Genomic DNA, 24,280 nt, shown 5'->3' on the forward strand with positions numbered 1-24,280 from the left:
TCCCGGCCCCGCGGCCGCTGGCACGTCTTCACGCCTTCCTGCGTTCTCTGGATCAGCGCTCCCCGTCCCGGGGCCGCGCCTTGCCCGACCCTCCAGAGGACCGCCCCCATGAAGCACCGTCTACTGATCCTTGCCGCCTCCTGCCTGCTCAGCACCAGCGCACTGGCCGCCACCGGCGACTGGAGCGGCTGGTACGTCGGCATCCATGCCGGCCACGCCAGCGGCGACGCCGACACCCGCCCCACCCTGGGCGGCGCCTGGTCCAGCGAGTCGCAGGCCCTGCGCGACGAAGTCGTCGATGGCTGGTCCGCCAGCTTCGACCCGAGCGACAGCACCTACGGCGTGCAGATCGGCATGCTGCACCAGTTCGCCAACGGCTTCGTCCTGGGTGGCGAGCTCGACCACAGCCAGCTCCACTTCGAGGAAAGCCGCGCCACCGGCCCGGTGCCCACGACCACCTTCCCGAGCCTGAGCTACGACTTCGGCAACACCCTGGACGCGGACTCGAAGCTGTCGCTGCGCGGACGGTTCGGCTACGCCAGCGGCCGCCACCTGTTCTACCTCACGGGCGGCTGGGCGCGGGTGGACGTCGATGCCGTGGCCACGGTCGCCAGCAACGGCAACTACCTCAAGCGCGGCGCCGCCAGCGAATCGCTCGACGGCACCGAGTTCGGCGCCGGCTACGAGTTCGACTTCGGCAACCAGTGGTCGCTGCGCGCCGAGTACCTGCGCACCAACGTCGACGACCTGCGCTTCGACACCGCCTACGTGGCGGGCAGCGCCTTCGTGGACCCGCCCTACACCGAGTCCTTCCGCCAGGACCTGGACTTCGACGCGTTCCGCATCGGCCTGAGCTACCGCTTCTGAGCCTTGGGCGCCGCCGCGGCCGGCCGCGGCGGCGTCACTCCTACGAGGGCGCCTCGACGGTATAGCCGCGCGCCTCGAGCGCCTTGAGGTAGCCGCGCTCGCCCACCACCCGCGCCATCGGCAGCACCGCCACGCTTTCGGCGTGGGTGGCCAGCGCCTTTTCCGCGGCCTGTAGCCAGGCCGCCTCGACCCGCGCCGGCAGGTCGCTGAAACCGCTGCGTTGCGCCAGGCCACTGCCCAGCAGCGCGTCGGTGCAGGCCTTGGCGTTGTCGGCATAGGGCAAGGCCTCCAGCGCGGCCAGGTCGCCGATGGCCCAGGCGTTGGCGCGGCTGGCCAGGGTGTCGAGGTCGTTCTCGACCTGGTCCAGGGTCTTGCGGAAGCAGGCGAGGTCGTCGATGCCGCTGGCGCGGAAATCCTTCAGCGCCGCCTTGGCGTCCTCCACCACCAGCGACACCTCCGGCTGCTCCACCGGCACGTCGGCGCGGCGCGCGGCGCGGCGCACCTCGCGGCCAACGACATCCCGCCAGGACAGGTCGGCCCGGTCGAAGGCTTTCTCGCGCAGCTCCTGCGCCGCGAGGAAGGGCCGGCGCTTCTCGACGCCGCGGTCGCGGCCGAGGTAGATCGCCTTGAGCCGCTGCCAGCGCGCGTAGTCGGCGGCAGGCAGCACGTCCTGGAGCAATTCGCCATCCGGGTTGTTGCGCGCCTTCAGCAGCGACGGCACCAGGAACAGGCCGCCCAGCGCGGCGCCCTCGGCGGCCACGCTGACCTTGGGCGGCAACAGCAGCACGCCGGACGCGGCGATGCGGCGCTCCACGTCCCGCGAATTCCACGCCATCCGCTTGGGCAGCGGGGCCAGCGTGCCCAGCACCCACAGCACCCGGCCATCGCGCGACACCTTCCACAGCCCGGGTCCCGGCTGCGCGCCGGACACGACGATGGTGTCGAGCACGACGGTGTCGGGCGGCATGGCCTCGTCAGCGTCAAGGGTGTCGGCCGCGGCGGCGGATGGCGCGGGATCGGACGGGGCGGCGGCCACCGGGGCGCAGCAGGCCAGCAGCAGCGGCAACAGCCAACGGGGCGTCATGCGGTGTCCTTCGCGTGGGGGGAACCGCGAGTCTAGTCGGACCCTCGCCTTGCGCACCGGCGGAAAGGCAGGGCCCCGTCCCCGCGTTCAGTCGCCGGACACGTCGCCGTCGACGTAGTACCAGAGGCCGTCTTCGCGCACGAAGCGACTGGTCTCGCACAGTCGCCCGGCGCGGCCGCCGCCCTGGCGGAAGCGCGCGACGAACGCGACCGTGGCGCGGTCGCCGTCGGCGACGTGGCGCTTCACGTCCAGGCCCAGCCAGCGCAGCGGCGGGTCCTGCGCGAAATCGAGGGCCGGCGGGCGGGTACCGGCGTGCCAGGTGGCCAGCAGGTACTTCGCATCGGCGAGCGCGTAGGCGCTGTAGCGCGAGCGCATCAGCGCCTCGGCATCGACCGCGGCGGCGCCCGCATGCAACGGACCGCAGCAGCGCGCGTAGTCGCCGCGGCCGCAGGGGCAGGCGTCGGGCGCGGCCATCGGGTTCAACCCTTGCGGGCGTCGACGATCAGGCGGGCGACGTGGGCATCGCCCTTTTCCAGCAGCTCGACCGGCGTGAACTGGAAGCCGGTGAGGACCATCGCCTCGCCGACGCACCACTCGCGCTGCTCCTTGCTGAGGGTGGCGGCGCCGGCGGCCACGGCGCCCAGCAGCTCGGGCGTGGGCACGGTGTCCTGGGGTTCCGGTGCGCGCTTGGCGGCGGCCGCGGTGGGGACGCCGGCGGCCACCTTGTCGGCCTCCGACTTCAGCCAGGCCAGGCGCGCCAGCGCGACCGCCAGGCGGTCGCCGCTGTCCTTGAGCCTGGGCACGGCCTTGGCCACCGCACCCAGCAGCGTGTCGTGCTCCGCCGCCAGCGCCTGCCGCGCCTGTTCGCCGGCGTCGAGCTTGCCCTGCAGTTCGGCCAGCGCGGCCTGCAGCTGCAGGATCTCGGTGGCCGGGTCGACCAGGGTCTTGGCCTCGAGCAGGCGCATGACCTTGTCGCCGAGGCGGGTGTAGATGGCCGGGTCGCTGAACTTGAGGTCGCGCGCGGCGGTCTGCCAGGCCAGCGCGACCTGGCTGACCGTCTGGGTCTTGCCGGGCGCCGCGCTGGGCGCGGCGTCCTGGCTGGCGCCGGCGAGGGCGGCGCTGGCGTTCGCGGTGGACTGGGCCTGGATGGCGAGGTCGAGGCGCTCGCAGAGCTCGGACTTCTGGAAATCACGCGCCTGCTTGCGCAGTTCGATGCGGCAGTCGATCAGCAGGGAGCGGAGGTCCTTCATGCCCGCATTCTATGCCCGCCCGCCGCCTGCGCGCCTACCGGGCCAGCAGGAAGTTGAGCAGGTTGTTCTGGAAGTAGGGGTTCACCGACAGCTGGTCGTGGCGCTCGCACAGGAAGAAGCTCTGGGCCAGCGGGAAGAACCGCCCGGGCTGGCCGGGGATGTCGGGCAGCCCGCGCCCGAGCTGCGACTCGCGGGTCACCAGGCCGTCGCCGGGATGCAGCATCAGGCGCGCGTAGTCGACGCCGGGCACGCGCGCCTTCACCTCCTCGGGGCGGACCACCAGGCGCTCCTGGTCCCCGTCGCGATCAAGCACCGCGTAGGCCGGCGTCAGGCTGCAGTCGCCGCCGAACACCGCCACTTCGATGCCATTGGCCCGCATCGGTGCGCTCAGCGCCAGCTGGAAACGCTTGGCCCGCGCCAGGTGGCGGACGAAGAAGCCCTGCAGCTCGGCCATCTCCAGCGCCCCGGTCTGCGGGTCCGGCGCGCCCGCCATCACCCGCGCCTCGACCTCGGGCGAAAACACCGACCAGCGCCGCACGCGCCAGGCGTCGGCGTCGTAGATGTCGAAATCGATCGGATGGCCATCGGGCGACAGCACCACCTTCGACTCGGGATGCGGCAGCGCCTCGAACGGGGTGGCGAAGGTGGCCAGCACTTCCACCGGCACCGTCCGCCAAGCGACCTTGAAGCCCTGCTGCAGCCGCTCGAGGCTGGTGACCGCACCCAGCGACGGCGTGCCCAGCATCACCACCCGGCGCACCCGGTGCGCGCCCTCGTCCCAGGGCGTGAACACGGCCTGGTCGAGCACGTCGGTGGGGCCGTAGCGCAGGTAGTAGTTGGCGATCAGGCCCCCGTTGCTGTGCGCCAGGATGTCGACCGGCAGGTCCGGGTCGTCGTAGTCGCGGCGGATCTGTTCGATCAGGGCGTGCAGCTGGCGCACGGCCTCGAGGTTTTCCCGGCGCCAGTCGTACAGCAGCACGTAGTAGCGGCGGCGATCGTTGGCCGGCACCGGGTCGCCGGGCTCGCCGCGCTTGAAGCGGCCGACGTTCTCGAGCGCGTCGATCAGGGCCGCGTAGTAGTCGGTGCGCGCCACGCCGTAGAACAGGTCGCCCGGCACCAGGCCGCCGCCGTCGCGCTCGGCCTGCCGCATGCGGGCCAGTTCGCGGTATTCGCTGAAGGCCAGGGTGCCGATCGACCCGGGCCAGAACTCCTTGCCGCTGCCGCGCTCGACCAGGGTCGAGCCCATCAGGCCGTGGATCAGGATCACGGGCGGCTGGTCCTCGCGCTGGACCTGGGCCTCGTACAGGCGGGCCAGGTCGGGGCGTTCGGGACCGCTGGCGCAGGCCGCCAGCAGCAATGCCAGCAGCAGGCCGATGCAACGGATGGCGCGGATCATGCCGGGAACCTCCGCGACCGCCGCGGCCCGGCGTGGCCGCGGCGGCATGGAACCAGGAACGACGTCAGCCGGCCACCGCGCCGGCGCCGAGGCGCGGGTAGTCGGTGTAGCCGGCGGCGCCGGGCGTGTAGAGCGTGGAGGCGTCAACTTCCGCGATCGGTGCACCCGTACGCAAGCGTTCGGGCAGGTCCGGGTTGGCGATGAAGGGGCGGCCGAACGACACCAGGTCGGCGACGCCGGAGGCCAGGTCGCTTTCGGCGCGCTCGGCATCGTAGCCGCCATTGGTGACCAGGGTGCCCGGGAAGCGGCGCCGCACTTCGGCCAGCAGGGCCGCATCGACCGTGCCGCCGGCCAGGTGCAGGTAGCCGATGTCGCGGGCGGCCAGCGCATCCACCAGGTCGAGGAACTGCTCGCGCTCGCCCTCGAAACCGACCTCGAGGTCGTTGAACGGGTTGAACGGCGACAGCCGCACGCCCACCCGCGCCTTGCCGATCGCGGCGACGGTGGCGTCCACCACTTCGATCACGAAGCGGTTGCGGTTGGCCGCGCTGCCGCCGTACTCGTCGGTGCGCTGGTTGCTGCGCGGGTTCATGAACTGGCCCAGCAGGTAACCGTTGGCGCCGTGCAGCTCGACGCCGTCGACGCCGTGGTCCACCGCCAGGCGCGCGGCCTCGACGTGGGCGCGACGCAGGCGCGCGAGGTCGTCGGCGGTGGCGGCGCGCGGCAGCGCGTTGGGCTGCATGCCGGCGGTGTCGGTCCAGGTCTCGCCGGCGGCGGCGATGGCCGAGGGCGCGACCAGGGTCTCGCCGGCCGGCAGGTTGGCCGTGGCGCCGATCCGGCCGCTGTGCATGAGCTGGATGAACAGGCGGCTGCCGCCGGCGTGCAGGGCGGCGGCGATCGCGCCCCAGCCACGGGCCTGTTCGGCGTTGAAGATGCCCGGGATGCGGGCGTAGCCCAGGCCGTCCGGCGCCGGCGCGGCGCCTTCGGAAATGACCAGGCCGGCGCTGGCGCGCTGGCCGTAGTATTCGGCCATCAGCGCGTTGGGCAGGTTGCCGTCGGCGCGCGAGCGGGTCATGGGCGCCATGACGTAGCGGTTCTTCAGCGCCAGGCCGTTGCGTTCATACGGGGTATCGAGCAGTCGGGTCATGGTGGGGTCTCCGGGAAGGTGCGGATACGATGGGCGCCGCCGCCTTCAGAACAAAGGCCCCGCAACGATACCCATCGTTAACGAATACAGGACAATGCGATGACGCCCTGCCCACGGCCCCCGGGTTCCAATGCCGCCATGCCTCGCCTGGTCGCCCTGCTGCTGTGCCTGTTGGTCCTGCCCGCGGCGGCGGGCGCGCAGCCGTTCGCGAATTCGCGTTTCGAGACGCTGGACGGCGTGAAGGTCCACGTCCGCCACTGGCCGGCCGCGGGCGACGCCCCGGGCTGCCCGGTGCTGCTGGTGCACGGTCTCGGCGGCTCCACCTTCTCGTTCCGGACGCTGGCGCCGGCGCTGGCCGCGGCCGGGCATCCGGTCTGGGCCATCGACCTGCCGGCCTATGGCTACAGCGCGCGCGAACCGTTCCCGGGCACGGCCGGCGAAGCGCTGGCGCCGTGGCTGGCGGCACAGGCGCCGGGCACCGCCTGGTGCCTGCTCGGCCATTCGATGGGCACCCGCGTGGTCGGCGAACTGGTGCGCAGCGGCCAGGTCGCGGTCGAACATGCGGTCTACGTCGCCGGCAACCCGATCCTGAGCGAACGCGAACTCAAGAGCCGCGAACGCTATCGCTCGCCGCGCATCCGCCGCTGGCTGGCCAGCCTGGTCGAGTCCCGCTACCTCGACGAGGACCGCTTCGGGAAACTGCTGGCCAAGGCCTATGGCCGCGATCCCACCGCCGAGGAAGTCCAAGGCTACCTGTCGCCGCTCAAGACGCCCGGCACCGCGCTCGCGATCATGACCGGCTACTCGGCCGAGTTCCCGGTGAATCCGCGCGGCGAGGAACTCGACCACGTCCCCAGCCTGATCCTGTGGGGCGAGAACGACGCCTGGGTGAAGCCGGAGGTGGCCGATCGCCTGCAGGCCGCGCTGCCCTCGGCCCAGCGCGTCACCATCGCCGGCGCCGGGCACAGCCCGATGGAAACGCATCCCGACCAGACCCGCGCGGCAGTGCTGGCGCGTTTCCGCGACGCGCCGGCGGTGGCCGCGACCGCGCGCTGAGCTTCACTCCAGCGCCAGCTCCAGCGACACCTCGCCCGCATCCTCCGCCACCATTTCCGGGGCGGTGACGAAGACGCGGGTCGGCGCCAGCACGCCCTCGGCCAGCAGCGCCGCCTGGATCGCCTGCGCGCGCGCCTGTGCCAGCGCCGCCAACGCGGCGGCGTCCGGCGTGAACAGCGGCAGCAGCTCGCCGCGCAGCCACTGCAGCTCGTGCGCCTCGGCGAGGGCGCGGCGCGTGGCGCGGTCGGCGTCCTCCGGCGGCGGCGGCGGATCGGTGGGCTTGGCGCGGCGGTCGAAGCGCGCCTTGTACAGGTCGCGCAGGCGGTCGATGCGCGCGTCGACCGGCAGCGCCTCGAACGCGGCGGCGTCGGGCGCCTCGCCCGCCTGCGCGGCCAGCGCCGCCGCCAGCCCGCGTTCGGCCACGGCCGGCGCGTCCAGGCCGGGCACCTGGCCGGCCGGCACCGAGATCCGCAGCTGCGGCCGTTCGGCCAGGCCGCGCGCCAGCGCCGCCAGGCTGGCCTGCTGTTCCGGCGAGAGCGTCGCCTCGCCCGGCGCGAACGCCACGAACTGCGCGTCCTCCGCGCCTTCGAACATCCCACCCAGGAAGGCGAACGGCGCGGTGACGATCTTCACCACGAGGTTCCTGAGCACCTGCCACACCACCGGCCCGACCCGGAAGCTGGGGTCGTCCAGCGTGCCCGCCACCGGCAGGTCCAGGTCGATCACGCCGTCGCGGTCCTTGAGCAGGCTGGTGGCCAGGCGGATCGGCAGCGACACCTTGTCCTGGCTGTCGGTGGCCTCGCCCCACTCGAGCTGGTCGAGCACGACGTGGTGGCCGGCGTCGAGTGCGCGCGCGCGGATGCGATAGGTCAGCTCGGTGCTTAGCTTGCCCTTGGCGATGGCGAAGCCGGCGTAGCGTCCCGAGTAGGGATTGAACACCGGCAGGTCGATGTTGCTGAACTTCAGCGACAGGTCGGTGTGCTGGTCGTAGCGGAACGGATCGAGTTCGCCGGTGATGGTGACCGGCGAGAACCGATTCACCACGTAGCCGGCCAGGTCGACCTTCGCGCGTGCGCCGGGCGCACTCGACAGGCCGCGGATGCGGCCGTCCAGCGATTCGATCCGGGCCTGGAAGTTTGGCTGGATGAACAGGTCGGCGAAGCTCAGCGTCGCCGCCTGCACCCGCACCTCGTCGATGCGGATCGGCATCGGCGCCGAGGTCGGCGCGGCCGCCGGCAGCGCCACGGCCGGCGCGGTGCCGGAAGCCGTCCCGGGCGCCAGCACGCTCACCAGGTTCAGGCGCTGGTCGGGCGACACCACCGCGCGCAGGAAGGGCTGGCGCGCGGTGACGCGCTGGATGCGCAGCGCATCCGGCGCCAGCGCCAGGTCGATGCCGTCCAGCGCCAGGCCCTCCCAGCGGGCCAGCGGCTCGCCCAGGGCGCGGTCGGCGACGGCGACGGCGTCGACCGCGGCCTTGCCTTCGAACCGCAGCCACGGCGCGCCGGCGTCCCCGGCCAGCTGCAGCCGACCGTCGGCCGACGCCAGGCCGGCCTGCACCTCGATCGCCGCCAGCCCGGCCACGTAAGGCTGCAGCCTGGCCAGCGCGATCCCCGCGGCGGACACGGTGAGGTCGGCCGCGCCGGTGGCCGGCGTCAGCTCACCTTCGGCCGCCAGCCGACCGCTGCCGTCCAGGGTCACGGCCAGGCGCACCGGCACCGGCCTGGCCAGGTCCAGGCTGAGCCCGCGGGCCTCGACACCCACCGGCGACAGCGCGAAGCGCACCGCCGGCGACACCGCGCGATCCTCGACGGCAATGTCGGCGTTCACCAGCGACAGACTGGCCAGCTGCACGGACCACCCGTCGGGCGCGGCCTGCGTCGAACTCGCAGCACTCGCAGCACTCGTCGCAGTCGTCGTGTCCGTCGTGTCCGTCGTGTCCGTCGTGTCCGTCGCATCCGTCGCTGGAATCGCGGTCGCCCCGGCCGGTCCAGCAGCCGCCGTTGCCGCGACCGGTGCGGTCGGCGCGATCTCGGAACCGGTCGGCGGGAACGCGAGGAGCTGCGCGAGGTTCACCGTGCCGTCGGCGGCGCGCCAGGCCGTCACCTGCGCGCCGTCCAGCGCCACGGCGCCGACCTGCACGCGCTGGGCGGGCAGCGACAGGCGGACGTCGCGCACCGACAGCTGCGGCAAACGCACCCAGTCCTCGCCGGCACCGTCGGCGCGCAGCGCCAGGTCGCGACCGGTGAACGCGGGCAGCGTCGCTTCCAGCTGCAGCGTCTCGTCGTACCGGAAATCGTAGTCGCCGGCGAGCTCGAACGCGCCGTCGGTGAATTCGAACGGCAGCTGTTCGCTGGCGAAGGCCCACACGCTGCGCGCCTTGAGCCCGCGCACCTGGAACTGCCCCTGCGACGCCAGCGGCTGCAGCGACAGCCGGCCCCGCCAGTCGAAGCGCTCGCCCGCCTCGCTGGCGGCGCTGAGGGTGAAACCACCGCCTTCGGGCGTCGTGCGGAAATCGGCGAGCTCGAACTGGATCGGCGCCAGCGTTTTCTCCGGCGCCTGGCGCCGGCTGCGATCGGCGAAGTTGACCTGCCCCCCCGACACCAGCAACCGCTCCACCCACACGGCCGGCAGCGGCGCGTCCGCGGTCGCGGTCCCGGGGGCCGGCGACGGGCGCAGCGCCGCCAGGTTCAGTCGGCCATCGGACCCGATGATGGCGCGCGCGAACGGGCCGTTGATGCGCACCACCTTGAAGCTCCACGCCCGGCGCCACAGCGACGCCAGCTCGAAGTCCAGGTAAAGCCGCTCCCAGGCCAGCAGCGGCTGCGCCGGATCGCCCACCCGCAGGTCGCGCACGGTGATTTCGAAGGTAAACGGATGCGTGGCGACTTCGCCGACCTGCACCGGCACACGCATCGCCGCGCTGGCGTCGCGTTCGATCGCGTCATGCAGCAGGCGCGGCACCCACCAGAAACCCAGGGCCGCATACAGCGCCAACAGCAGGCCGGCCGCCGCCGGCATCCAGACCCGCTTCCGCCCCAGCCATGCCGGCATGCCCGTTCCCCCGAGGAGCCCGTCGCCATCATGGGTCGCGGATCGTTAAGGCGACAAGACGGCCGGTGCGCTAGGCTCGGGGCAAGCCCTTTCGCGGAGATCGCCATGACCCTGTTGCGCTCGCTGCTGTTCGCCGCCTCGTCGGGCCTGGCCCTGGCCGCCTGCGCCTCGCCGCCGGCCGAGTCCGCGGCCACGCCCCCACCCGCCACCGAGGAGACCCCGATGACCTGCCAGGCAGACAAAGGCCAGTGGGCCGTGGGCCAGATCGCCACCGACGAGATCGTGCTGCGGGTCCGGGCCGACACCACCTCGGCCAGCTACCGCGTCATCGCCCCCGGCATGGCGGTGACGATGGACTATCGCGAGGATCGGGTGAACCTGGACGTGGACGCCGAGAACCGCATCACCGCCGTCCGCTGCGGCTAGGCGCGGCCGGTCACGACGACTTGGCGCGGCCGCCGGCCGCCACGGCCGGACGGCCGCAGCCCAGCAGGCGCGAACCGCCCAGCCAGGCCGGATCGGGATAGTAGGCAAACAGCAGCTGGCCCTGCTTCAGGGTGTCGATCACCTGGCGGGCCACCTGCGGCCGCAGCGCCGGACAGCCGAAGCTGCGGCCCAGCCGGCCCTGGTGCAACGCCTTGAGCGGATCCACGTAGGGCGCGCCGTGCATCACGATCATCCGCTCGCGCGCGGCGTCGTTCACGCCCGGCTCCAGGCCGTCCATTCGCAGTGAGTAGCCGTTGCCGCCCTGGTAGGTTTCGGCGGTGCGGAACAGGCCAAGGCTGGACTGGTGGCTGCCTTCGCGGTTCGAGAACGACCGCGCCAGGTTGTCGCCGCTGCCGCGCCCGTGCGCCACGTGTTCGGCGAACAGCAGCATGCGCCGGCCCAGGTCGAACACCCACAGCCGCGGCTCGGTCGACGGCAGCGAGTAGTCGATCACCGCCAGCGTGCGGGCGTCGGGCGCCAGCGCGTCCTGGCGGGCGCAGTCCGTGGCCTGCAGGGCCAGCGACAGCACCTCGGGGTCCAGGCCGGGCGCCTGGCCGGCGAGCTGCGCCAGGCGCTCGTCGGCGGCCGACGCCGGCAGCGCGACCAGGACCAGCAGCAGGGGCAGGCAGGATTTCACCGCCGCAGCTTAGCCGCCGCCCGCCGACGCCGGCTGAACGGCGGGGGCGCCGCCGCCTTCGGCATCCAGCACGGTCAGCGGGGCCGTCCGCAGGGGCTGGTCGGTGATCACCACCGTGGCCCCCGGCGCCAGCGCCTCGCCGACCAGGGTCGCGAACGCGGGCGCCACGCCGATCGCGCGCGCCAGCCGCGCCGGATCCACCACCGGCTCGCCCAGCACCTGCACCCAGCGCCGGCGCGGCGCCCCGGGCGTGGCGCCCGGCCCGGGGCCGTCGAGCAGTTGGAAGGCGCGGGTGCCGCCGGGCAGCGGCTCGCCGGGCTGCAGCGGCGCCCGGCCGATCTCGACGCCCTCGCGCAGCACCACCAGCGCGCGGTCGGCGCCGCTGACCACCACGTTCAGTGCACCCGGCGGCGCCAGTTCCGGGGCCCAGGCATAGCCCGCCCAGGCGGGCGTGGGCAGCCGGTGCGCGGCGATCGGCGTCGACTGCGTGGTCACCGCCGGCACCGGCGCCGGCGCGCGGAACAGTCCGGGCTCGGCCAGCATCGGCGCCCGGCCGGGCTCATCGGTGATCACGACCGTGATGCCCTGCGAGGTCACGTCGAACAGCCGCTCGGAAAAGGCATACGGCAGGCGCACGCAGCCATGCGACGCGGGATGGCCGGGGACGCGCCCGGCGTGCAGCGCGATGCCGTCCCAGGTCAGCCGCTGCATGAAAGGCATCGGCGCATCGTCGTAGAGGTTGGAGTAGTGCTCGCGCTTCTTCTGCAGGATGGTGAACAGCCCGGTCGGTGTCTCGAAGCCCGGCTTGCCGGTGCTCACCGTGCTGACGCCGATGCGCACGCCGTTGCGGTACACGTAGGCACGCTGTTCGGGCAGGCTCACCAGCACCAGCACCGGGCCGCGCGGCGCCAGTTCCGGCAGCCACAGGTACTCGCCCGGCAGCAGCTGCAGCGGCGCGACGGCGGGGGGCGCCGCTGCGGCGCCCACGCCGGCCGCGGCGGCCCCGGGGGCGGCCAGCGCGACCGCCAGCGCCAGCGCGCCAACGCCGGCCAGGCCAGCGCGTGGCCCGCGCCGGTTCAATGCGCGAACAGCACCGGCAGCGTCGCCTGCTCGAGCACGGCGCGGGTGGCGCCGCCGAGCACCTGCTCGCGCCAGCGCGAATGGCCATAGCCGCCCATCACGATCAGGTCGGCGCGCTGGGCGGTGGCGTGGTCGATGATCACGGTGCCGGTGCTGCGGCCGTCGCGCGCCTGCGAGACCACCTGCACCTGGGCGCCGTGGCGCGCGAGGTGGGCGGCGATGTCGGCGCCGGGCGCATCGCCGTAGGCGGTCTCGCCCACCTCCGGATCCACCACCAGCACGTCGATGCGGACGTCGCGCGGCAGCAGCGCCAGCGCGTCGTGGATGGCGCGCGCGGCTTCGCGCCGCGGCTGCCACGCCAGCACCACGCGGCGCGGCGGCACCATCAGCTTGGCATCCGCCGGCACCACCAGCACCGGGCGGCCGCTGTCGAGCAGCAGGGCGCTGAAGGCGATCGGGAAGCGCGAGCCGTCGCCGCGACCGAGCAGGGCCAGGTCGGCATGGCGGGCGTGCAGCGCGGCGGTTTCCTCCGGCCACTGCAGCAGCGACTCGACCACGCGCAGCTCGGCGTCGACGCCGGCGCGCTGCAGGCGCTGCCGGGCGGCTTCGCCCGCGGCCGCGGCGCTGGCACGCATGGCGTCGAAGTCGGCCTGGTTCAGGGTCAGCACGGCCATGCCCCACTCCGAGGCCACCGGCATCGGGAAAGCGATGGCCGCCAGCACCGCGACCCGGGCGCCGTGGGCGGTGGCCAGCGCGGCCGCGGCGTCCAGCGCGGCGGCGTCGGCCTCGGAATATTGCAGCGGAACCAGGAGATCCTTGGGCATGGCGGTACTCCACGGGGGGCGGCCGCGAGGGCCGTGGGTCCAGCCTACGCCCCGGCCGGGCCCGGGCGTTGACCTGGGTCAAGCGGCGCCGGCGCTACTCGAAGGAGTACGGCCCCGCCACCGGCACGAAGACATCGCCCGAATACGACTGGCCGCCCAGCACGTGGGCGGCGCCGGCATGTCGGTTGACGTTGCCCAGCCGGGCGCCGGCGGGCGCCAGGTTGGCCCAGTAGCGACCTTCCGCGTCCAGCGTCGGCGGATCCGGCTCGCCCAGGAACTGCGGGCCGGGACGCTGGCCGTTGCGGCGCTGGTGGTCGGCCGCGGCCGCGGCGCGCGCGTCCAGGTCGACCGTGTAGTCGATCACCACGGTGCGACCGCGCAGGCCCTGCGACCCGCGCCGCACCGCCACCACTTCGCCCACCAGGGTCACCCGCCGGAGCAGGGCGCCGTCGACGCGGACCTCGTGGACGATGCGGGCGACTTCGCGCAGCTGCAGCTGCTCGGAGGCGACGTTGACGTAGTGCTGCGGATTGATCGCCGCCGGCGTGGCCGCGGCGGCAAGGGCTAGAACGAGGAACAGCAGGCAGCGGCGCATGGCGATCACTCCTTGAGTCGAACGTGGATGGTCTTGCTGCCGCCGGCGGTGCCGCGTTCCTGCACCTCGAAGATGGCCTTGTGCGCCTTGAGCAGGTCGCTGAGTTTCTTGTGGCCGTACAGGCGCGGATCGAAATCGGGGCGGATCTTGCTCAGGTAGCTGCCGACCGTGCCCAGGTGGGCCCAGCCCTCGTCATCGGTGGCTTCCTCGATCGCCTGCACCAGCAGCGCGCGCGGCAGCGCCGGCTTGGCCGGCTTGTCCGGCGCGGCGGAGGCGGGCGCTTTCTTCGCGGCCTTTTTCGCCGCCGGTTTCGGCGGGGCCGCGGGCGCCGTCGCCGGCTCGGGCTCGCGCCGCAGCACTTCGGCGTAGATGAACTTGTCGCAGGCCTGCACGAAGGCGTCCGGCGTCTTGCGTTCGCCGAACCCATAAACCGTGTGGCCTTCCTCGCGCAGCCGCTGGGCCAGGCGGGTGAAGTCGCTGTCGCTCGAGACCAGGCAGAAGCCGTCGAAGCGGCGGGTGTACATCAGGTCCATCGCGTCGATGATCAGCGAGGAGTCGGTGGCGTTCTTGCCGCTGGTGTAGGCGAACTGCTGCACCGGCTGGATCGAGTGCTTGAGCAGGGCCTTCTTCCACTGGGTCTGCTGCGGCGAGGTGAAGTCGCCGTAGATGCGCTTGACGCTGGCGACGCCGTACTTGGCGACCTCGGCCAGCAGGCCCTCGATGATCGCCGGCTGGGCGTTGTCGGCGTCGATCAGCACCGCCAACAGGCGCTGGTCGTCGTCGGGCTCGGGCTTGCTGCCGTTGCGCTGCTTCATGGCGTGCTCCGGGATGCCTGCCGCCATCGTACGAGCGCCGGGCGGGCGTGGCCACCTACGCCCGGGCCGCGGGAACGGCTAGGCTTGGCCACCGCCTTCCGGAGCCCCGCCATGCCCGACGACCGCTTCCGCCTTTACGACGAGGCCGCGCTGGCCGCGGTGGTCGACGACATGGCGCGCCAGGCCGCCCTGCTGCTGGACGCCACCCCCACGGTGCTGCTGGGGATGCTGCGCCGCGGCGCGCCCCTGGCCGACCGCATCCACGCGCGCCTGAAGGTGCACGCCCCCTGGGCCGAGGTCGGGCGGCTGGACCTGAAGGTGAAGCGCTATGCCGACAACCTCGAGCTGCTGCACCCGGAGACGGCGCTGGAGGCGCCCGCCGACGTCGACCTGCTCAATCGCCGCGTCATCGTGGTCGACGACGTGCTGTACCAGGGCTATTCGCTGATGCGCGTATTCGAATGGCTGGCGACGCAGAAGCCGGCGCACGTGCACGCGGCGGTGCTGGTGGACCGGCAGCGGCACCGGATGCCGATCCGCGCCGACATCGTCGGCCTGACGCTGAAGATCGCGCCCGAGGACGTCATCGAGTGCAACGTGCCGCCCTACGAAACCGACTTCGCCGTCGACCTGTGGCGGCCCGGCGCCGGCCACGGCACCTGAAAAAAAGCGGCGGCCGACCCTGGGGGAGGTCGGCCGCCGCGCTCCATGCCAATGGAGAGGGGTGCGGTTACTGCTTCACGAGCAGCTGGTCGGCGATGACGTTCTTCACGCCCTTGGTATTGGCGGCGATCTTGATCGCCATGTCGCGGGCGGCGGCCGAGTCGGCCGTACCGGTCAGGGTGACGACGTTGGCCTGGGTGTCGACGTCGATCTGGGTGCCCTTCACCGCGGTGTCGGCCAGCAGCTGCGCCTTCACCTTGCTGGTGATCCAGGCGTCGTCGGCGCTGTCGCCGGCTTCATCCATGGCTTCGCGGACCTCACCCGAGGCCGTGGCGGTGTTGGCGTCCTGGCGCAGTTCGCTGCCTTCGGTGGCGACCATCAGGCGGTTGTCGACCAGGATCACGCCTTCGGCCTCGCCGGCGATCTTGCCGGCCGCCAGCTTGGCGTCGAGGCTGTCGGCGCCGCCGGTCAGGGTGACGGTGCCGCGCACGGTGTCGACGTTGATGTCGAAGCCCTTGGTGCGCTCGTCGGCCAGCAGGCGCGACTTGACCGAGGCGGTGATGGCGGCATCGTCGACGGCCTGGCCGACGGTGCGGTCCGCGTCGTCCGCGGCGGACGCCGAGGCCGTGGTCATCGCGGCATCCGCGGCCGACCCGGCGGGCTGGGCATTGCAGGCGGTCGCGCCGAGGGCCAGGGCGATGGTGGAAGCGAGCAGGGAAGTCTTGAGTGCGTTCATGGGCTTGGGCTCCTGTTTGAACGGGTCGCTGCGGGGGCAGCGGTCGGCCTGTGGGCCTCGTCGCGGGCAAGGGGGGGGAAATCAGCACGGCCCGGACGTGGGGCGAGGTTGGCCCCTGTTTTCCCAACGGCGGATGAAGCGGCTGTTTGAAAATCGTTAGCGCGACGCCGGTTTTTGGCCGGAAAACCGCGCCTCCAAAGGCTTTCAGGAAGCCTGAACGGTTTCCCCCGGAGGCGGGGCCGGCCCCGGATCGCAGCCCATGAGACTCCACAGGTGGAGTATTCTGGCCACGAGACCGCCCCCTGGAGCGCCGCCATGACCGCCCGCATCGCCCCCGACACGCCGCCCCTGGCCGACGCCGGCGGGGCCGCGCTGCGCGCCTTCTTCCGGATCGCCGAGGCCTGGGGCCTCAAGGGCACCGAGGCCCGGCGCCTGCTGGGCGACCCGCCGGAGTCGACCTTCTACAAGTGGAAGAAACAGCAGGACGGCGCCCCCGGCCGCGACGTGCTCGAGCGCATCAGCTACCTGCTGGGCATCTTCAAGGCGCTGGCGATCCTGTTTCCCGAGCCCGCGCGGGCGGATGCCTGGATCCGCCGCCCCAACAGCGCCGGGCCCTTCGGCGGGCGTTCGGCGCTCGAACGCATGCTGTCGGGCAATGTCGCCGACCTGTATGTCGTGCGCAGCTACCTCGACGCGCAGCGCGGCGGCTGATGGACCGCACGCCGCGCCTGGCCCGCGTGCACTGGCCCGAGGCCTGGCGACTGGTGCCCAGCCGCTTCCCGCCGACCGGCGTGTTCGACCGCATCGCCGCGCCCGAGGACCTCGAGGCGCTGTATGCCGTCGAGTCGATGACCAATGCCCGCCTGCGCGATGAGCTGGGGCAGCTGTCGCTGGTGCCGCGCGAGCGCCGGGTCAGCGGCCCCGGCACGCAGCCGATCATGGCGGCGTTTACCCACCTCAACCCGGACGGCAGCCGGTTCAGCGACGGCAGCTATGGCGTGTTCTACGCCGCCCGCGCGCTGGCCACGGCGATCGCGGAAACCCGCTACCACCGCGCCCGCTTCATGGCCGCCACCCGCGAGCCCGCCATGGACATCCCGATGCGCTGCTACCGCACCGGCATTTCGGCCAGGCTGCACGACCTGCGCCGCGGCTGGCCGGCGATGCTGCACCCGGACGATTACGCGGCGCCGCAGGCGCTGGCGCGCGGGCTGCGCGCCGCCGGCTCCGACGGCGTGGTCTATCCCAGCGTGCGCCAGCCCGGCGGCGAGTGCGCGGGCGTGTTCCACCCCGACCGCATCGCGCCCTGCGTGCAGGCGCAACACCTGGTGTACCGCTGGGACGGCGCCCGGCTGCTGGCCGACGACGCCGACTGAGGTCCGTCAGGCGAGCCCGGTGCCCGCCTCGAAGCGCACCAGGTGGCGCTGGCCGTGGACGATCGGCTCGAGCTGGTAGCTGCCGTGTTCGGCCAGCACGCGGTCGAAGATGGCCGGCAGCGGCTGCAGGGCCGGGACCGCGCGGGCGTAGGGCGAGAACTCGATGTCCAGGCACAGCGCCACCTCCTGGCCCCCGCTGTCGCGCGCCGACACCGCCAGGTCCACCGCGAAGCGGCGCACGGACTCCAGCCGCACCGCCTCGCGCACCGCCGCCTGGCAGATGCGGTAGGCCGCGGTGCGGGCGTCGTCGTCGAGCTGGTCGACCGGCCCGGTAAAGCGGGGCTCGAACAGGATGTTGCCGTCCTCGAGCATTTCCCGCAGCGGGCCGTTGTCGATGGCGTGGCGCAGGCCGTGGCTGTCGAGCAGCGGCGGCCGCAGCTGGCGCAGGGCGCGGCGCAGGCTGTCCTGGATCTCGCGCACCTGCTCGCGCAGCGACTCCAGGAAGCGCGTGCCCTGTTCGTCGCGCACGTCGCGGAAGGCCAGGCTGATGCGCGTGCCGACGGCGTGGATGGCGTGCCCGAGTTCGTAGTCGAGCTCGCTGGCGAGTTCACGCTGGCCCTGCTCCTCGATGCGGACCAGGCGCTGGGTGACCTGGCGCAGCTCTTCGGCCAGCGCCGCCAGTTCATCGTTCTTGGCGGCCAGCTCCTGGTGCCGCTGGGCCAGCACTTCGTGGCTGTGGCGCAGCGCGGTGCTGGCGGCGCCCAGCACCAGTGCGCCGGCGCCCACTACCGCCAGCACCAGCTGCAGCATGGTCACGCTGACCGACAGCAGGCCGCCCTGCACCAGCGCCTGGATCACCGCGCCCAGCACCAGCGTGCCCAGCGCCGCCGCCTCCCAGCCGTGGCGGAAGCCGAGGAAGAACAGCGGCGCGAACGCCAGCAGCAGCACGTACATGGCCAGGCCGTCGTAGGCCTGCAGCAGCAGGAACATGCCCACCGCGCCCAGCATCACCACGCCGATGTCGCGCCAGAACGCCAGCCGCCGCGGCCACAGCCGCCCGTGCGCGAGCGCGACCAGCAGCGGCGCCAGCACCAGCTGGCCGATCATGTCGCCGTACATGAAGGTGAACATGCTGGCGATGCTGTCGATGGCGCTCATCGGCACCGTCACCAGGAACATCCACAGCAGCGGCGACACCCCCGCCGCGCCCAGCAGGCCGGCCAGCAGGAAGGCCAGCATCCGGGTCGGCGTATCCAGCGCCTGCCCCGGCAGCGGGCCGCGCGCCACGAACACCACGGCCGCGTAGATCACCCAGGGCGCGACGCAGACCGCCAGGAAGGTCATCGAGAACAGCGGATAGCCCAGCACCAGGGACTTGGTGGCCTGGGCGAGGATCTCGGCCGCGCCCAGCCAGCCCCAGCGCCGGGTGGGCACCAGCCACAGCAGGGCCAGGCGCAGGCCGGCGGGCAGGAACCAGAGCTGGGCGGACAGCTGCTCCAGGCCCAGCCACAGCAGCAGGGACAGCAAGGCCACCCCGGCCCAGGCGGCGTGGCGCCCCGGCGTGGTGTCCTGCAGCAGCTTCAGCGCGCGCAACGCCATCGGTTTTGCCTGCTCCCCCCGGACCGGCCCGTCCGTCCCAGCATGCTACCGGACGGCGGTGTGAAGAAAGGCCTGCCGCCGCGCCTTCCGTGCATGGCGCCGGGCCGATATAATCGCGGCCTTCACCTCCACGGGCCCCGGCCCGCCGTCAGGTACGACAGTGCGCAACCACGATCTGGTTTTCCTCAAGAACTTCGCGATGGTCATTGCGGTCCTGGTGGGCATCACGCTCGCCCTGATCCTGGTGGGCATCTACGTCAACAGCAAGCTGGAGGCCGAGCCCAACCCGGTCGCCGAGCGCGCCACCGAGCAGCGCATCCGCCCGGTGGGCGGGGTGTACGCCGGCTCCACCGGCGCCGCGGCGCAGGCCGCGGCCGCGCCCGCGGCCGCCGCGGCTTCGGCCGGGCAGGTGGCTTACGACGGCACGCTCGACGGCCAGGTGATCTACAGCGCCCTGTGCGGCGCCTGCCACACCGCCGGCGCCGGCGGCGCGCCCAAGCTCGAGCGCGCGGCCTGGTCCGCCCGCATCGCCCAGGGCATGGACACGCTGACCAAGCACGCCATCGAGGGCTACCAGGGCAACGCGGGCATCATGCCGGCCAAGGGCGGCAACCCGAACCTCACCGACGAGCAGGTCGCCGCCACCGTCCAGTGGATGGTCGACAACGTCAAGTAAGCTGGGCCTCCGCCCTGCCGCCAGCGCCGCCTCCGGGCGGCGTTGTCGTTTCCGGCCCGCGCGCCGCCTTTTCCCGCTGGAGTCCTCCGATGCGCCTGCCCCTGCTGATCGCCGTCATCGCCCTGGCCGCCGGCTGCCAGACCACGGGCACGCCGGACGCCGCCCCCGGCCTGCGCAGCATCGGCAGCGTGCAGGGTCCGGCCGACCGCAGCCCGATCGAGGGCCAACGCGTGACGGTGGAGGGCGTGGTGGTCGGCGATTTCGGCAAGGGGCTGGGCGGCGTGTTCATCCAGTCGCTGGCCGACGACGGGGATCCGCTGAGCGCCGAAGGCCTGTTCCTGGCGATGGGCGGCCAGCCCGCCGTCGTGCTGGCGGCGGGCGACCGGGTGCGCGCCACCGGCACGGTGAAGGAAATCGGCCCGGACGGGGGCTCGCTGACGAGCCTGGTCGAGGTCGAGGCCACCGTGTTGGCCCGCGGCGTCACGGTGGCGCCGGTCCGGCTTGCCGGTGCGCCGGTGCCCGCGGGCTGGGAGGCCTACGAGGGCATGCAGGTGCAGATCGATGCGCCGCTCACCGTCACCGGCAACGACGGCCTGGCGCGGTTCGGCGAGCTGTTCGTCAGCTTCGCCGGCCGCCGCTTCGCGCCGACCGAGCGCGCCGCGCCCGGCCTCGAGGCCGATGCGCTGGCGCAGGAAAACTTCCACGTCATGCTGCGGCTCGACGACGGCCTGTCGGCCCAGGACCCGGGCGCGCCCTGGTTCCTGCCCGAGGGCCTGGACGACGCCCGGCCGCTGCGCACGGGCAGCGTCATCGGGGGCGCCACCGGCGTGCTGGACCAGCGCTTCGGCAGCCACCGCCTGCAGCTGACGGCGCCGCTGCGCGACGTCACCCAGGCACCGCGCCCGCCCGCGCCCCGGGTGCCGGGCGATCGCCGCCTCGTCGGCCTGAACGTCCTGAACCTGTTCAACGGCGACGGCCAGGGCGGCGGTTTCCCGACCGAGCGCGGCGCCGCCAGCGCCGACGACCATGCCCGCCAGCAGGCCAAGCTGGTCGCGACCCTGCAGGCCCTGGATCCGGACCTGGTGGCGCTGATGGAGCTGGAGAACGACGGCTTCGGCCCGGATTCGGCGCTGGCGCGCTTCGTCGCGGCGCTCAACGCCGCCGGACCGCACCGCGACTGGCGCTTCGTGGACGCGGGCGAGGGCCCGGGCGACAACAGCATCCGCGTCGGCATGGTCTATCGCGCGACGCGGATCGCCCCCGTGGGCCGGCCCGCCAGCCTGAAGACCCCGCCCTTCGACCGCAGCAGCCGCGCGCCGCTGGCCCAGGCCTTCCGCGCCGGGACCGGGCCAACCTTCCTGGTGGTCGCCAACCACTTCAAGTCCAAGGGCGGCTGCCGCCCCGGGCTGCCGGCCGGCGACGCCGACCAGGGCGACGGCCAGGCCTGCTTCAACGCCACCCGGGTCGCCTCGGCCGAAGGCCTGCACGCCTGGCTGGCCACCGACCCCACCGGCACCCGGCCGGCCGGCCAGCTGATCATCGGCGACCTCAACGCCCACGCCCAGGAAGATCCGCTGCGCGCCCTGTACGCCCATGGCTGGCGCGACGCCTTCGAGGTGGCCGGGGTCGACCAGCCCTATTCCTACGTCTGGGCCGGCCTGTCGGCCCGGCTCGACCATGCCCTGCTCGACGCCGGGCTGGCGGCGCGCCTGCGCGGCGCGGCCGAGTGGCACAACAGCGCGGACGAATCCGAGCGGTTCGGCTACGACCGCGACGACGACACCGACCCCTGGCGCGCCTCCGACCACGATCCGGTGGTGCTGGGCTTCGACCTGGGCCGCTAAGGGCTATCATCGCGCCATGGACGAACTCCCGGCCTTCCCCAGCGAATCCGGCCCGCTGCACCTGACCGGCCCGGCCGGCCGGCTGGAGCTGATGGTCGACCTGCCCGAGCCCGGGCAGGAGCGGGCCGGCGTGGCCGTGATCTGCCACCCCAACCCGCCCGACGGCGGCACCTTGCACAACAAGGTCGTCACCATGACGGCGCGCGCGCTCAGCGAGCTGGGCCTCGCCGCGGTGCGCTTCAACTTCCGCGGCGTCGGCCAGTCCGAGGGCGCCTTCGACGAAGGCCGCGGCGAGATCCTGGACCTGCTGGCCGTCACCGACTGGGTGCGCAAGGTGCGCCCCGATGACGCGCTGTGGCTGGCCGGCTTCTCCTTCGGCAGCTGGGTGGCCCTGCAGGGCGCGCGCCAGCTGCCGGTGAAGCAGATGATCTCGATCGCGCCGCCGGTTGGCCTGCGCGCCTTCGACGGCGTGATGCCGCCCGCCTGCCCCTGGCTGGTGGTGATGCCCGAGGCCGACGACATCGTCGACCCGCAGCAGGTCTACGACTGGATCGACTCGCTCAAGGACAAGCCGACCCTGGTGCGCATGCCCGACACCGGCCATTTCTTCCACCGGCGGCTGATGGACCTGCGCGGCGCGATCAAGAACGGCGTGCGCAAGAACCTGCCGCCGCCGCGCCATGGCTGAAGCGGCGGCGCAGCGCCCGTCCGCCGCCTATGCCGCCGGTATCCGCGCCGGGCGCTGGCAGCCCGACGACGCCCAGGGCCAGGCCCTGGTCGAACTCGACCGCATCCACCGCCAGCTGCGCGCACGCCAGCGCCACCCGCGCTGGAAGCAGTGGCTGTGGAAGCTGCGCCCGCCGGCGCCCGTGCCGGGCCTGTACCTGTGGGGCGGCGTCGGCCGCGGCAAGACCTTCCTCAACGACCTGCTGTTCGAGCACCTGGGCGACCTGCCGCGCCGGCGCTGGCATTTCCACCGCTTCATGGTCGAGGTCAATGCGCGCGTGCAGGCGCTGCCGGCCGACACCGCGGACACCGTGGCCGTGGTCGCCGACGGCCTGGCCGATGAGCTGAAGCTGCTGGTGCTCGACGAGTTCATCGTCACCGACATCGCCGACGCGATGATCCTGGGCCGGCTGCTGGAGCGGCTGTTCGCGCGCGGCGTGGTGCTGGTGACGACCTCGAACACGGCGCCGAAGAACCTGTACAAGGAGGGCCTGCAGCGCGCGCGCTTCCTGCCGGCGATCGCGCTGATCGAGCGCCATTGCGCCATCGTCCACCTCGACAGCCGGCAGGACTACCGACTGCGCCAGCTCACGCGCGCGCAGACCTACCTGACGCCGCTCGACGCCGCCGCCGAGCGCGGCATGGCCGAGCACTTCGCGCGCCTGGCCGCCGACTGCCCGGGCGAGGACGGCCCGCTGCAGGTCAACGGCCGGGCGATCCCCACGCGGGCGCTGGCCGAGGGCATCGCCTGGTTCGACTTCGCGGCCCTGTGCGACGGGCCGCGCGCGGCCGCCGACTACATCGAAATCGCGCGCAGTTTCCACACCGTGCTGGTGTCGGGCGTGCCGGTGTTCGACCTGGCGCACGACAACGCCGCGCGCCGCTTCGTGCACCTGGTGGACGAGCTCTACGACCGCAACGTGAACCTGCTGCTGAGCGCCGATGCCGAGCCGATGTGGCTGTACGGCGGCGACAAGCTGCGCCAGGAGTTCGAGCGCACCGCCTCGCGCCTGGTGGAGATGCGCAGCGCCGAGTACCTGGCGCGCGAGCACCGCCCGTGAAGCGACTGGCCCCGTGGCTGGCGGCGGCGCTGGGCGCGGCGCTGGTGCTGTGGGTGTTCTGGCCGGGCTACATGAGCTGGGATTCGGCCTACCAGTGGTGGCAGGCGCGGCACGACCGCTTCGACGGCGTGCACCCGCCGCTGATGGCGATGATCTGGCAGGCCACGGACCGGGCGGTGGAGGGCCCGGGCGGCATGTTCTTCCTGCAGGTCGTGCTGCTGTGGTCGGCGCTGGCGATGTTTGCGTCGGCGCTGCGGCTGCCGGCGCCGGCGCGCGCGCTGGTCGTGCTGGTGCTCGGGCTTTGGCCGCCGCTGCTGGCCCTGCAGCCGCATGTCTGGAAGGACCTGTGGATGCTGGCGGGCTTCGCCTGGGCGCTGGCGCTGCTGGCCCACGACCTGCGGTCGCCGCATCGCGGCTGGCGCGCGGGGGCGGCGCTGGCGCTGGTGTTCGCCTGCGCCTTCCGCCACAACGCCATCAGCGGCGCGCTGCCGCTGCTGGCCTGGATCGCCTGGCGCGAGGCCGCCCACTACGCCCCGGCGTGGACGCCGCGGCGCCGGGCGCTGCCGGCGCTGGCCGGCACGCTGGCGCTGGCGGTCGCGGCCTGGCTGCTGGCGGCGCTGCCGGCGCAGGACGCCCGCGTGCGCCCCGCCGACCGCGTGTGGTCGGTGGTGACGCTGTGGGACGCCGCGGCGGTGTCGCTGGCCGAGGGCGCGCTGGTGTATCCGCCGGTCCTGGTCGATCCGACGCTGACGCTGGACGAACTGCGCGAAGACTTCACGGACTACGCGAACACGACCCTCTACGTCCGCGGCAAGGTCCACAACAGCGTCGACGGCCCCTATTCACCGGCCCAGCGCGAGGCCATCGACGCCCTGGCCTGGTCGCTGCCGACCGCGCACACGGCGGCCTATCTCGCGCACCGGGCGCGGCTGGCGCAGCTGCTGTTCGGCGGCGATCGCGCGGCGCTGCCCGATACCCTGGTGATGATGCCGGGCCACGTCGGCTACGGCGACAACCCGCCGGTGGCCGCGCAGGCGCACCCGCTGCATGCGCGGGCGCTGGCGGCGCTGCAGGCGCTGATCGACACGCCCTTCTTCGCCGGCTGGCTGTACCTGCTGGCCAATGTCGCGGTGGCGCTGATCGGCGCGCGGCGGGCGCGGCGCTCGCCCGCGGCCGGGCTCGCGGCGGTGGCGGCGCTGTCGTCGCTGGCCTGCGCGCTGCCGCTGGCGCTGGTGTCGGGCAGCGCCGAGTTCCGGTACCTGGCGTGGCCGGTGCTGGCCACCCTCGCCAGCCTGTGGCTGCTCGCCAATC

24 protein-coding genes are annotated in these 24,280 nt (G+C 73.2%); 11 read left to right on the forward strand and 13 right to left on the reverse strand.

Annotated elements, in window-relative coordinates:
* The first annotated feature begins 108 nt into the window (after nucleotides 1-108).
* Complete coding sequence (locus tag VFQ84_RS09210; protein WP_325131340.1) at nucleotides 109-867, forward strand: outer membrane protein; 759 nt, start codon at nucleotides 109-111, stop codon at nucleotides 865-867.
* Between the two features lie 40 nt (nucleotides 868-907).
* Here the strand turns inward: VFQ84_RS09210 and VFQ84_RS09215 are convergent, their stop codons facing one another.
* The 5 genes from VFQ84_RS09215 to VFQ84_RS09235 form a co-directional block, all read right to left on the reverse strand.
* A complete protein-coding gene (locus tag VFQ84_RS09215) occupies nucleotides 908-1,951 on the reverse strand; it encodes a TraB/GumN family protein (RefSeq protein WP_325131341.1) in 1,044 nt (347 codons plus the stop codon).
* A gap of 87 nt (nucleotides 1,952-2,038) precedes the next feature.
* Nucleotides 2,039-2,425 carry a YchJ family protein gene (locus VFQ84_RS09220; protein ID WP_325131342.1) on the reverse strand — a complete coding sequence of 129 codons (387 nt, stop codon included), beginning with the start codon at nucleotides 2,423-2,425 and terminating at the stop codon, nucleotides 2,039-2,041.
* A gap of 5 nt (nucleotides 2,426-2,430) precedes the next feature.
* A complete protein-coding gene (locus VFQ84_RS09225) occupies nucleotides 2,431-3,201 on the reverse strand; it encodes a hypothetical protein (protein ID WP_325131343.1) in 771 nt (256 codons plus the stop codon).
* Nucleotides 3,202-3,235: 34 nt separating this feature from the next.
* Nucleotides 3,236-4,597, reverse strand: a complete 1,362-nt coding sequence (locus VFQ84_RS09230; RefSeq protein WP_325131344.1) for an esterase/lipase family protein — start codon at nucleotides 4,595-4,597, stop codon at nucleotides 3,236-3,238.
* Between the two features lie 64 nt (nucleotides 4,598-4,661).
* Nucleotides 4,662-5,744 (reverse strand): alkene reductase, encoded by a 1,083-nt coding sequence (locus VFQ84_RS09235; protein WP_325131345.1) that lies wholly within the window; start codon nucleotides 5,742-5,744, stop codon nucleotides 4,662-4,664.
* Nucleotides 5,745-5,882: 138 nt separating this feature from the next.
* On the opposite strand from VFQ84_RS09235, the gene VFQ84_RS09240 reads away from it, so the two are divergent.
* Nucleotides 5,883-6,800, forward strand: coding sequence for an alpha/beta hydrolase (locus tag VFQ84_RS09240; RefSeq protein WP_325131346.1), 918 nt, complete (start codon nucleotides 5,883-5,885; stop codon nucleotides 6,798-6,800).
* A gap of 3 nt (nucleotides 6,801-6,803) precedes the next feature.
* On the opposite strand, the gene VFQ84_RS09245 is transcribed toward VFQ84_RS09240, so the two are convergent.
* Nucleotides 6,804-9,851: a DUF748 domain-containing protein gene (locus VFQ84_RS09245; protein ID WP_325131347.1), complete on the reverse strand. Its 3,048-nt coding sequence runs from the start codon at nucleotides 9,849-9,851 to the stop codon at nucleotides 6,804-6,806.
* 105 nt (nucleotides 9,852-9,956) lie between these two features.
* Here VFQ84_RS09245 and VFQ84_RS09250 point away from each other — a divergent pair, with 105 nt between their 5' ends.
* The gene (locus VFQ84_RS09250) at nucleotides 9,957-10,277 is read left to right on the forward strand and encodes an I78 family peptidase inhibitor (protein WP_325131348.1); all 321 of its coding nucleotides are present in this window, start codon (nucleotides 9,957-9,959) and stop codon (nucleotides 10,275-10,277) included.
* A 10-nt stretch (nucleotides 10,278-10,287) separates the two neighbouring features.
* Here VFQ84_RS09250 and VFQ84_RS09255 read toward each other — a convergent pair whose 3' ends face one another.
* From VFQ84_RS09255 to VFQ84_RS09275, 5 genes are all read right to left on the reverse strand, one after another.
* Nucleotides 10,288-10,956: a murein L,D-transpeptidase catalytic domain family protein gene (locus VFQ84_RS09255; protein ID WP_325131365.1), complete on the reverse strand. Its 669-nt coding sequence runs from the start codon at nucleotides 10,954-10,956 to the stop codon at nucleotides 10,288-10,290.
* A 27-nt stretch (nucleotides 10,957-10,983) separates the two neighbouring features.
* Nucleotides 10,984-12,054, reverse strand: a complete 1,071-nt coding sequence (locus VFQ84_RS09260; protein WP_325131349.1) for a L,D-transpeptidase family protein — start codon at nucleotides 12,052-12,054, stop codon at nucleotides 10,984-10,986.
* A complete protein-coding gene (locus VFQ84_RS09265) occupies nucleotides 12,051-12,878 on the reverse strand; it encodes a universal stress protein (protein ID WP_325131350.1) in 828 nt (275 codons plus the stop codon). Before VFQ84_RS09265 ends, VFQ84_RS09260 begins: the two co-directional genes overlap by 4 nt.
* A gap of 94 nt (nucleotides 12,879-12,972) precedes the next feature.
* Nucleotides 12,973-13,473 (reverse strand): hypothetical protein, encoded by a 501-nt coding sequence (locus VFQ84_RS09270; protein ID WP_325131351.1) that lies wholly within the window; start codon nucleotides 13,471-13,473, stop codon nucleotides 12,973-12,975.
* A gap of 5 nt (nucleotides 13,474-13,478) precedes the next feature.
* Nucleotides 13,479-14,288: an NYN domain-containing protein gene (locus VFQ84_RS09275; protein WP_325131352.1), complete on the reverse strand. Its 810-nt coding sequence runs from the start codon at nucleotides 14,286-14,288 to the stop codon at nucleotides 13,479-13,481.
* A 111-nt stretch (nucleotides 14,289-14,399) separates the two neighbouring features.
* On the opposite strand from VFQ84_RS09275, the gene VFQ84_RS09280 reads away from it, so the two are divergent.
* The gene (locus VFQ84_RS09280) at nucleotides 14,400-14,951 is read left to right on the forward strand and encodes a phosphoribosyltransferase family protein (protein WP_325131353.1); all 552 of its coding nucleotides are present in this window, start codon (nucleotides 14,400-14,402) and stop codon (nucleotides 14,949-14,951) included.
* A gap of 67 nt (nucleotides 14,952-15,018) precedes the next feature.
* Here VFQ84_RS09280 and VFQ84_RS09285 read toward each other — a convergent pair whose 3' ends face one another.
* A complete protein-coding gene (locus tag VFQ84_RS09285) occupies nucleotides 15,019-15,687 on the reverse strand; it encodes a BON domain-containing protein (RefSeq protein ID WP_325131354.1) in 669 nt (222 codons plus the stop codon).
* 315 nt (nucleotides 15,688-16,002) lie between these two features.
* On the opposite strand from VFQ84_RS09285, the gene VFQ84_RS09290 reads away from it, so the two are divergent.
* Together VFQ84_RS09290 and VFQ84_RS09295 are read left to right on the forward strand one after the other, a co-directional pair.
* Nucleotides 16,003-16,398, forward strand: a complete 396-nt coding sequence (locus tag VFQ84_RS09290) for an MbcA/ParS/Xre antitoxin family protein (protein ID WP_325131355.1) — start codon at nucleotides 16,003-16,005, stop codon at nucleotides 16,396-16,398.
* Entirely contained in the window at nucleotides 16,398-17,063 is a 666-nt protein-coding gene (locus VFQ84_RS09295; RefSeq protein WP_325131356.1) for an RES family NAD+ phosphorylase, read from the forward strand. Before VFQ84_RS09290 ends, VFQ84_RS09295 begins: the two co-directional genes overlap by 1 nt.
* 6 nt (nucleotides 17,064-17,069) lie before the next feature.
* On the opposite strand, the gene VFQ84_RS09300 is transcribed toward VFQ84_RS09295, so the two are convergent.
* Nucleotides 17,070-18,662 (reverse strand): MASE1 domain-containing protein, encoded by a 1,593-nt coding sequence (locus tag VFQ84_RS09300; RefSeq protein ID WP_325131357.1) that lies wholly within the window; start codon nucleotides 18,660-18,662, stop codon nucleotides 17,070-17,072.
* 160 nt (nucleotides 18,663-18,822) lie between these two features.
* Here VFQ84_RS09300 and VFQ84_RS09305 point away from each other — a divergent pair, with 160 nt between their 5' ends.
* The 5 genes from VFQ84_RS09305 to VFQ84_RS09325 form a co-directional block, all read left to right on the forward strand.
* Nucleotides 18,823-19,338, forward strand: a complete 516-nt coding sequence (locus VFQ84_RS09305) for a c-type cytochrome (protein ID WP_325131358.1) — start codon at nucleotides 18,823-18,825, stop codon at nucleotides 19,336-19,338.
* Nucleotides 19,339-19,427: 89 nt separating this feature from the next.
* Nucleotides 19,428-21,182 (forward strand): ExeM/NucH family extracellular endonuclease, encoded by a 1,755-nt coding sequence (locus VFQ84_RS09310; protein WP_325131359.1) that lies wholly within the window; start codon nucleotides 19,428-19,430, stop codon nucleotides 21,180-21,182.
* 16 nt (nucleotides 21,183-21,198) lie between these two features.
* Complete coding sequence (locus VFQ84_RS09315) at nucleotides 21,199-21,870, forward strand: alpha/beta hydrolase (protein ID WP_325131360.1); 672 nt, start codon at nucleotides 21,199-21,201, stop codon at nucleotides 21,868-21,870.
* Nucleotides 21,863-22,969 carry a cell division protein ZapE gene (zapE, locus tag VFQ84_RS09320; protein ID WP_325131361.1) on the forward strand — a complete coding sequence of 369 codons (1,107 nt, stop codon included), beginning with the start codon at nucleotides 21,863-21,865 and terminating at the stop codon, nucleotides 22,967-22,969. Before VFQ84_RS09315 ends, zapE begins: the two co-directional genes overlap by 8 nt.
* Nucleotides 22,966-24,280, forward strand: a 1,315-nt coding sequence (locus tag VFQ84_RS09325) for a hypothetical protein (RefSeq protein ID WP_325131362.1), incomplete at its 3' end; no start/stop codon positions are given. The genes zapE and VFQ84_RS09325, both read left to right, overlap by 4 nt.

It is taken from the genome of Arenimonas sp., assembly GCF_035721105.1.
In the GTDB taxonomy this organism is placed as follows: Bacteria; Pseudomonadota; Gammaproteobacteria; order Xanthomonadales; family Xanthomonadaceae; genus Arenimonas.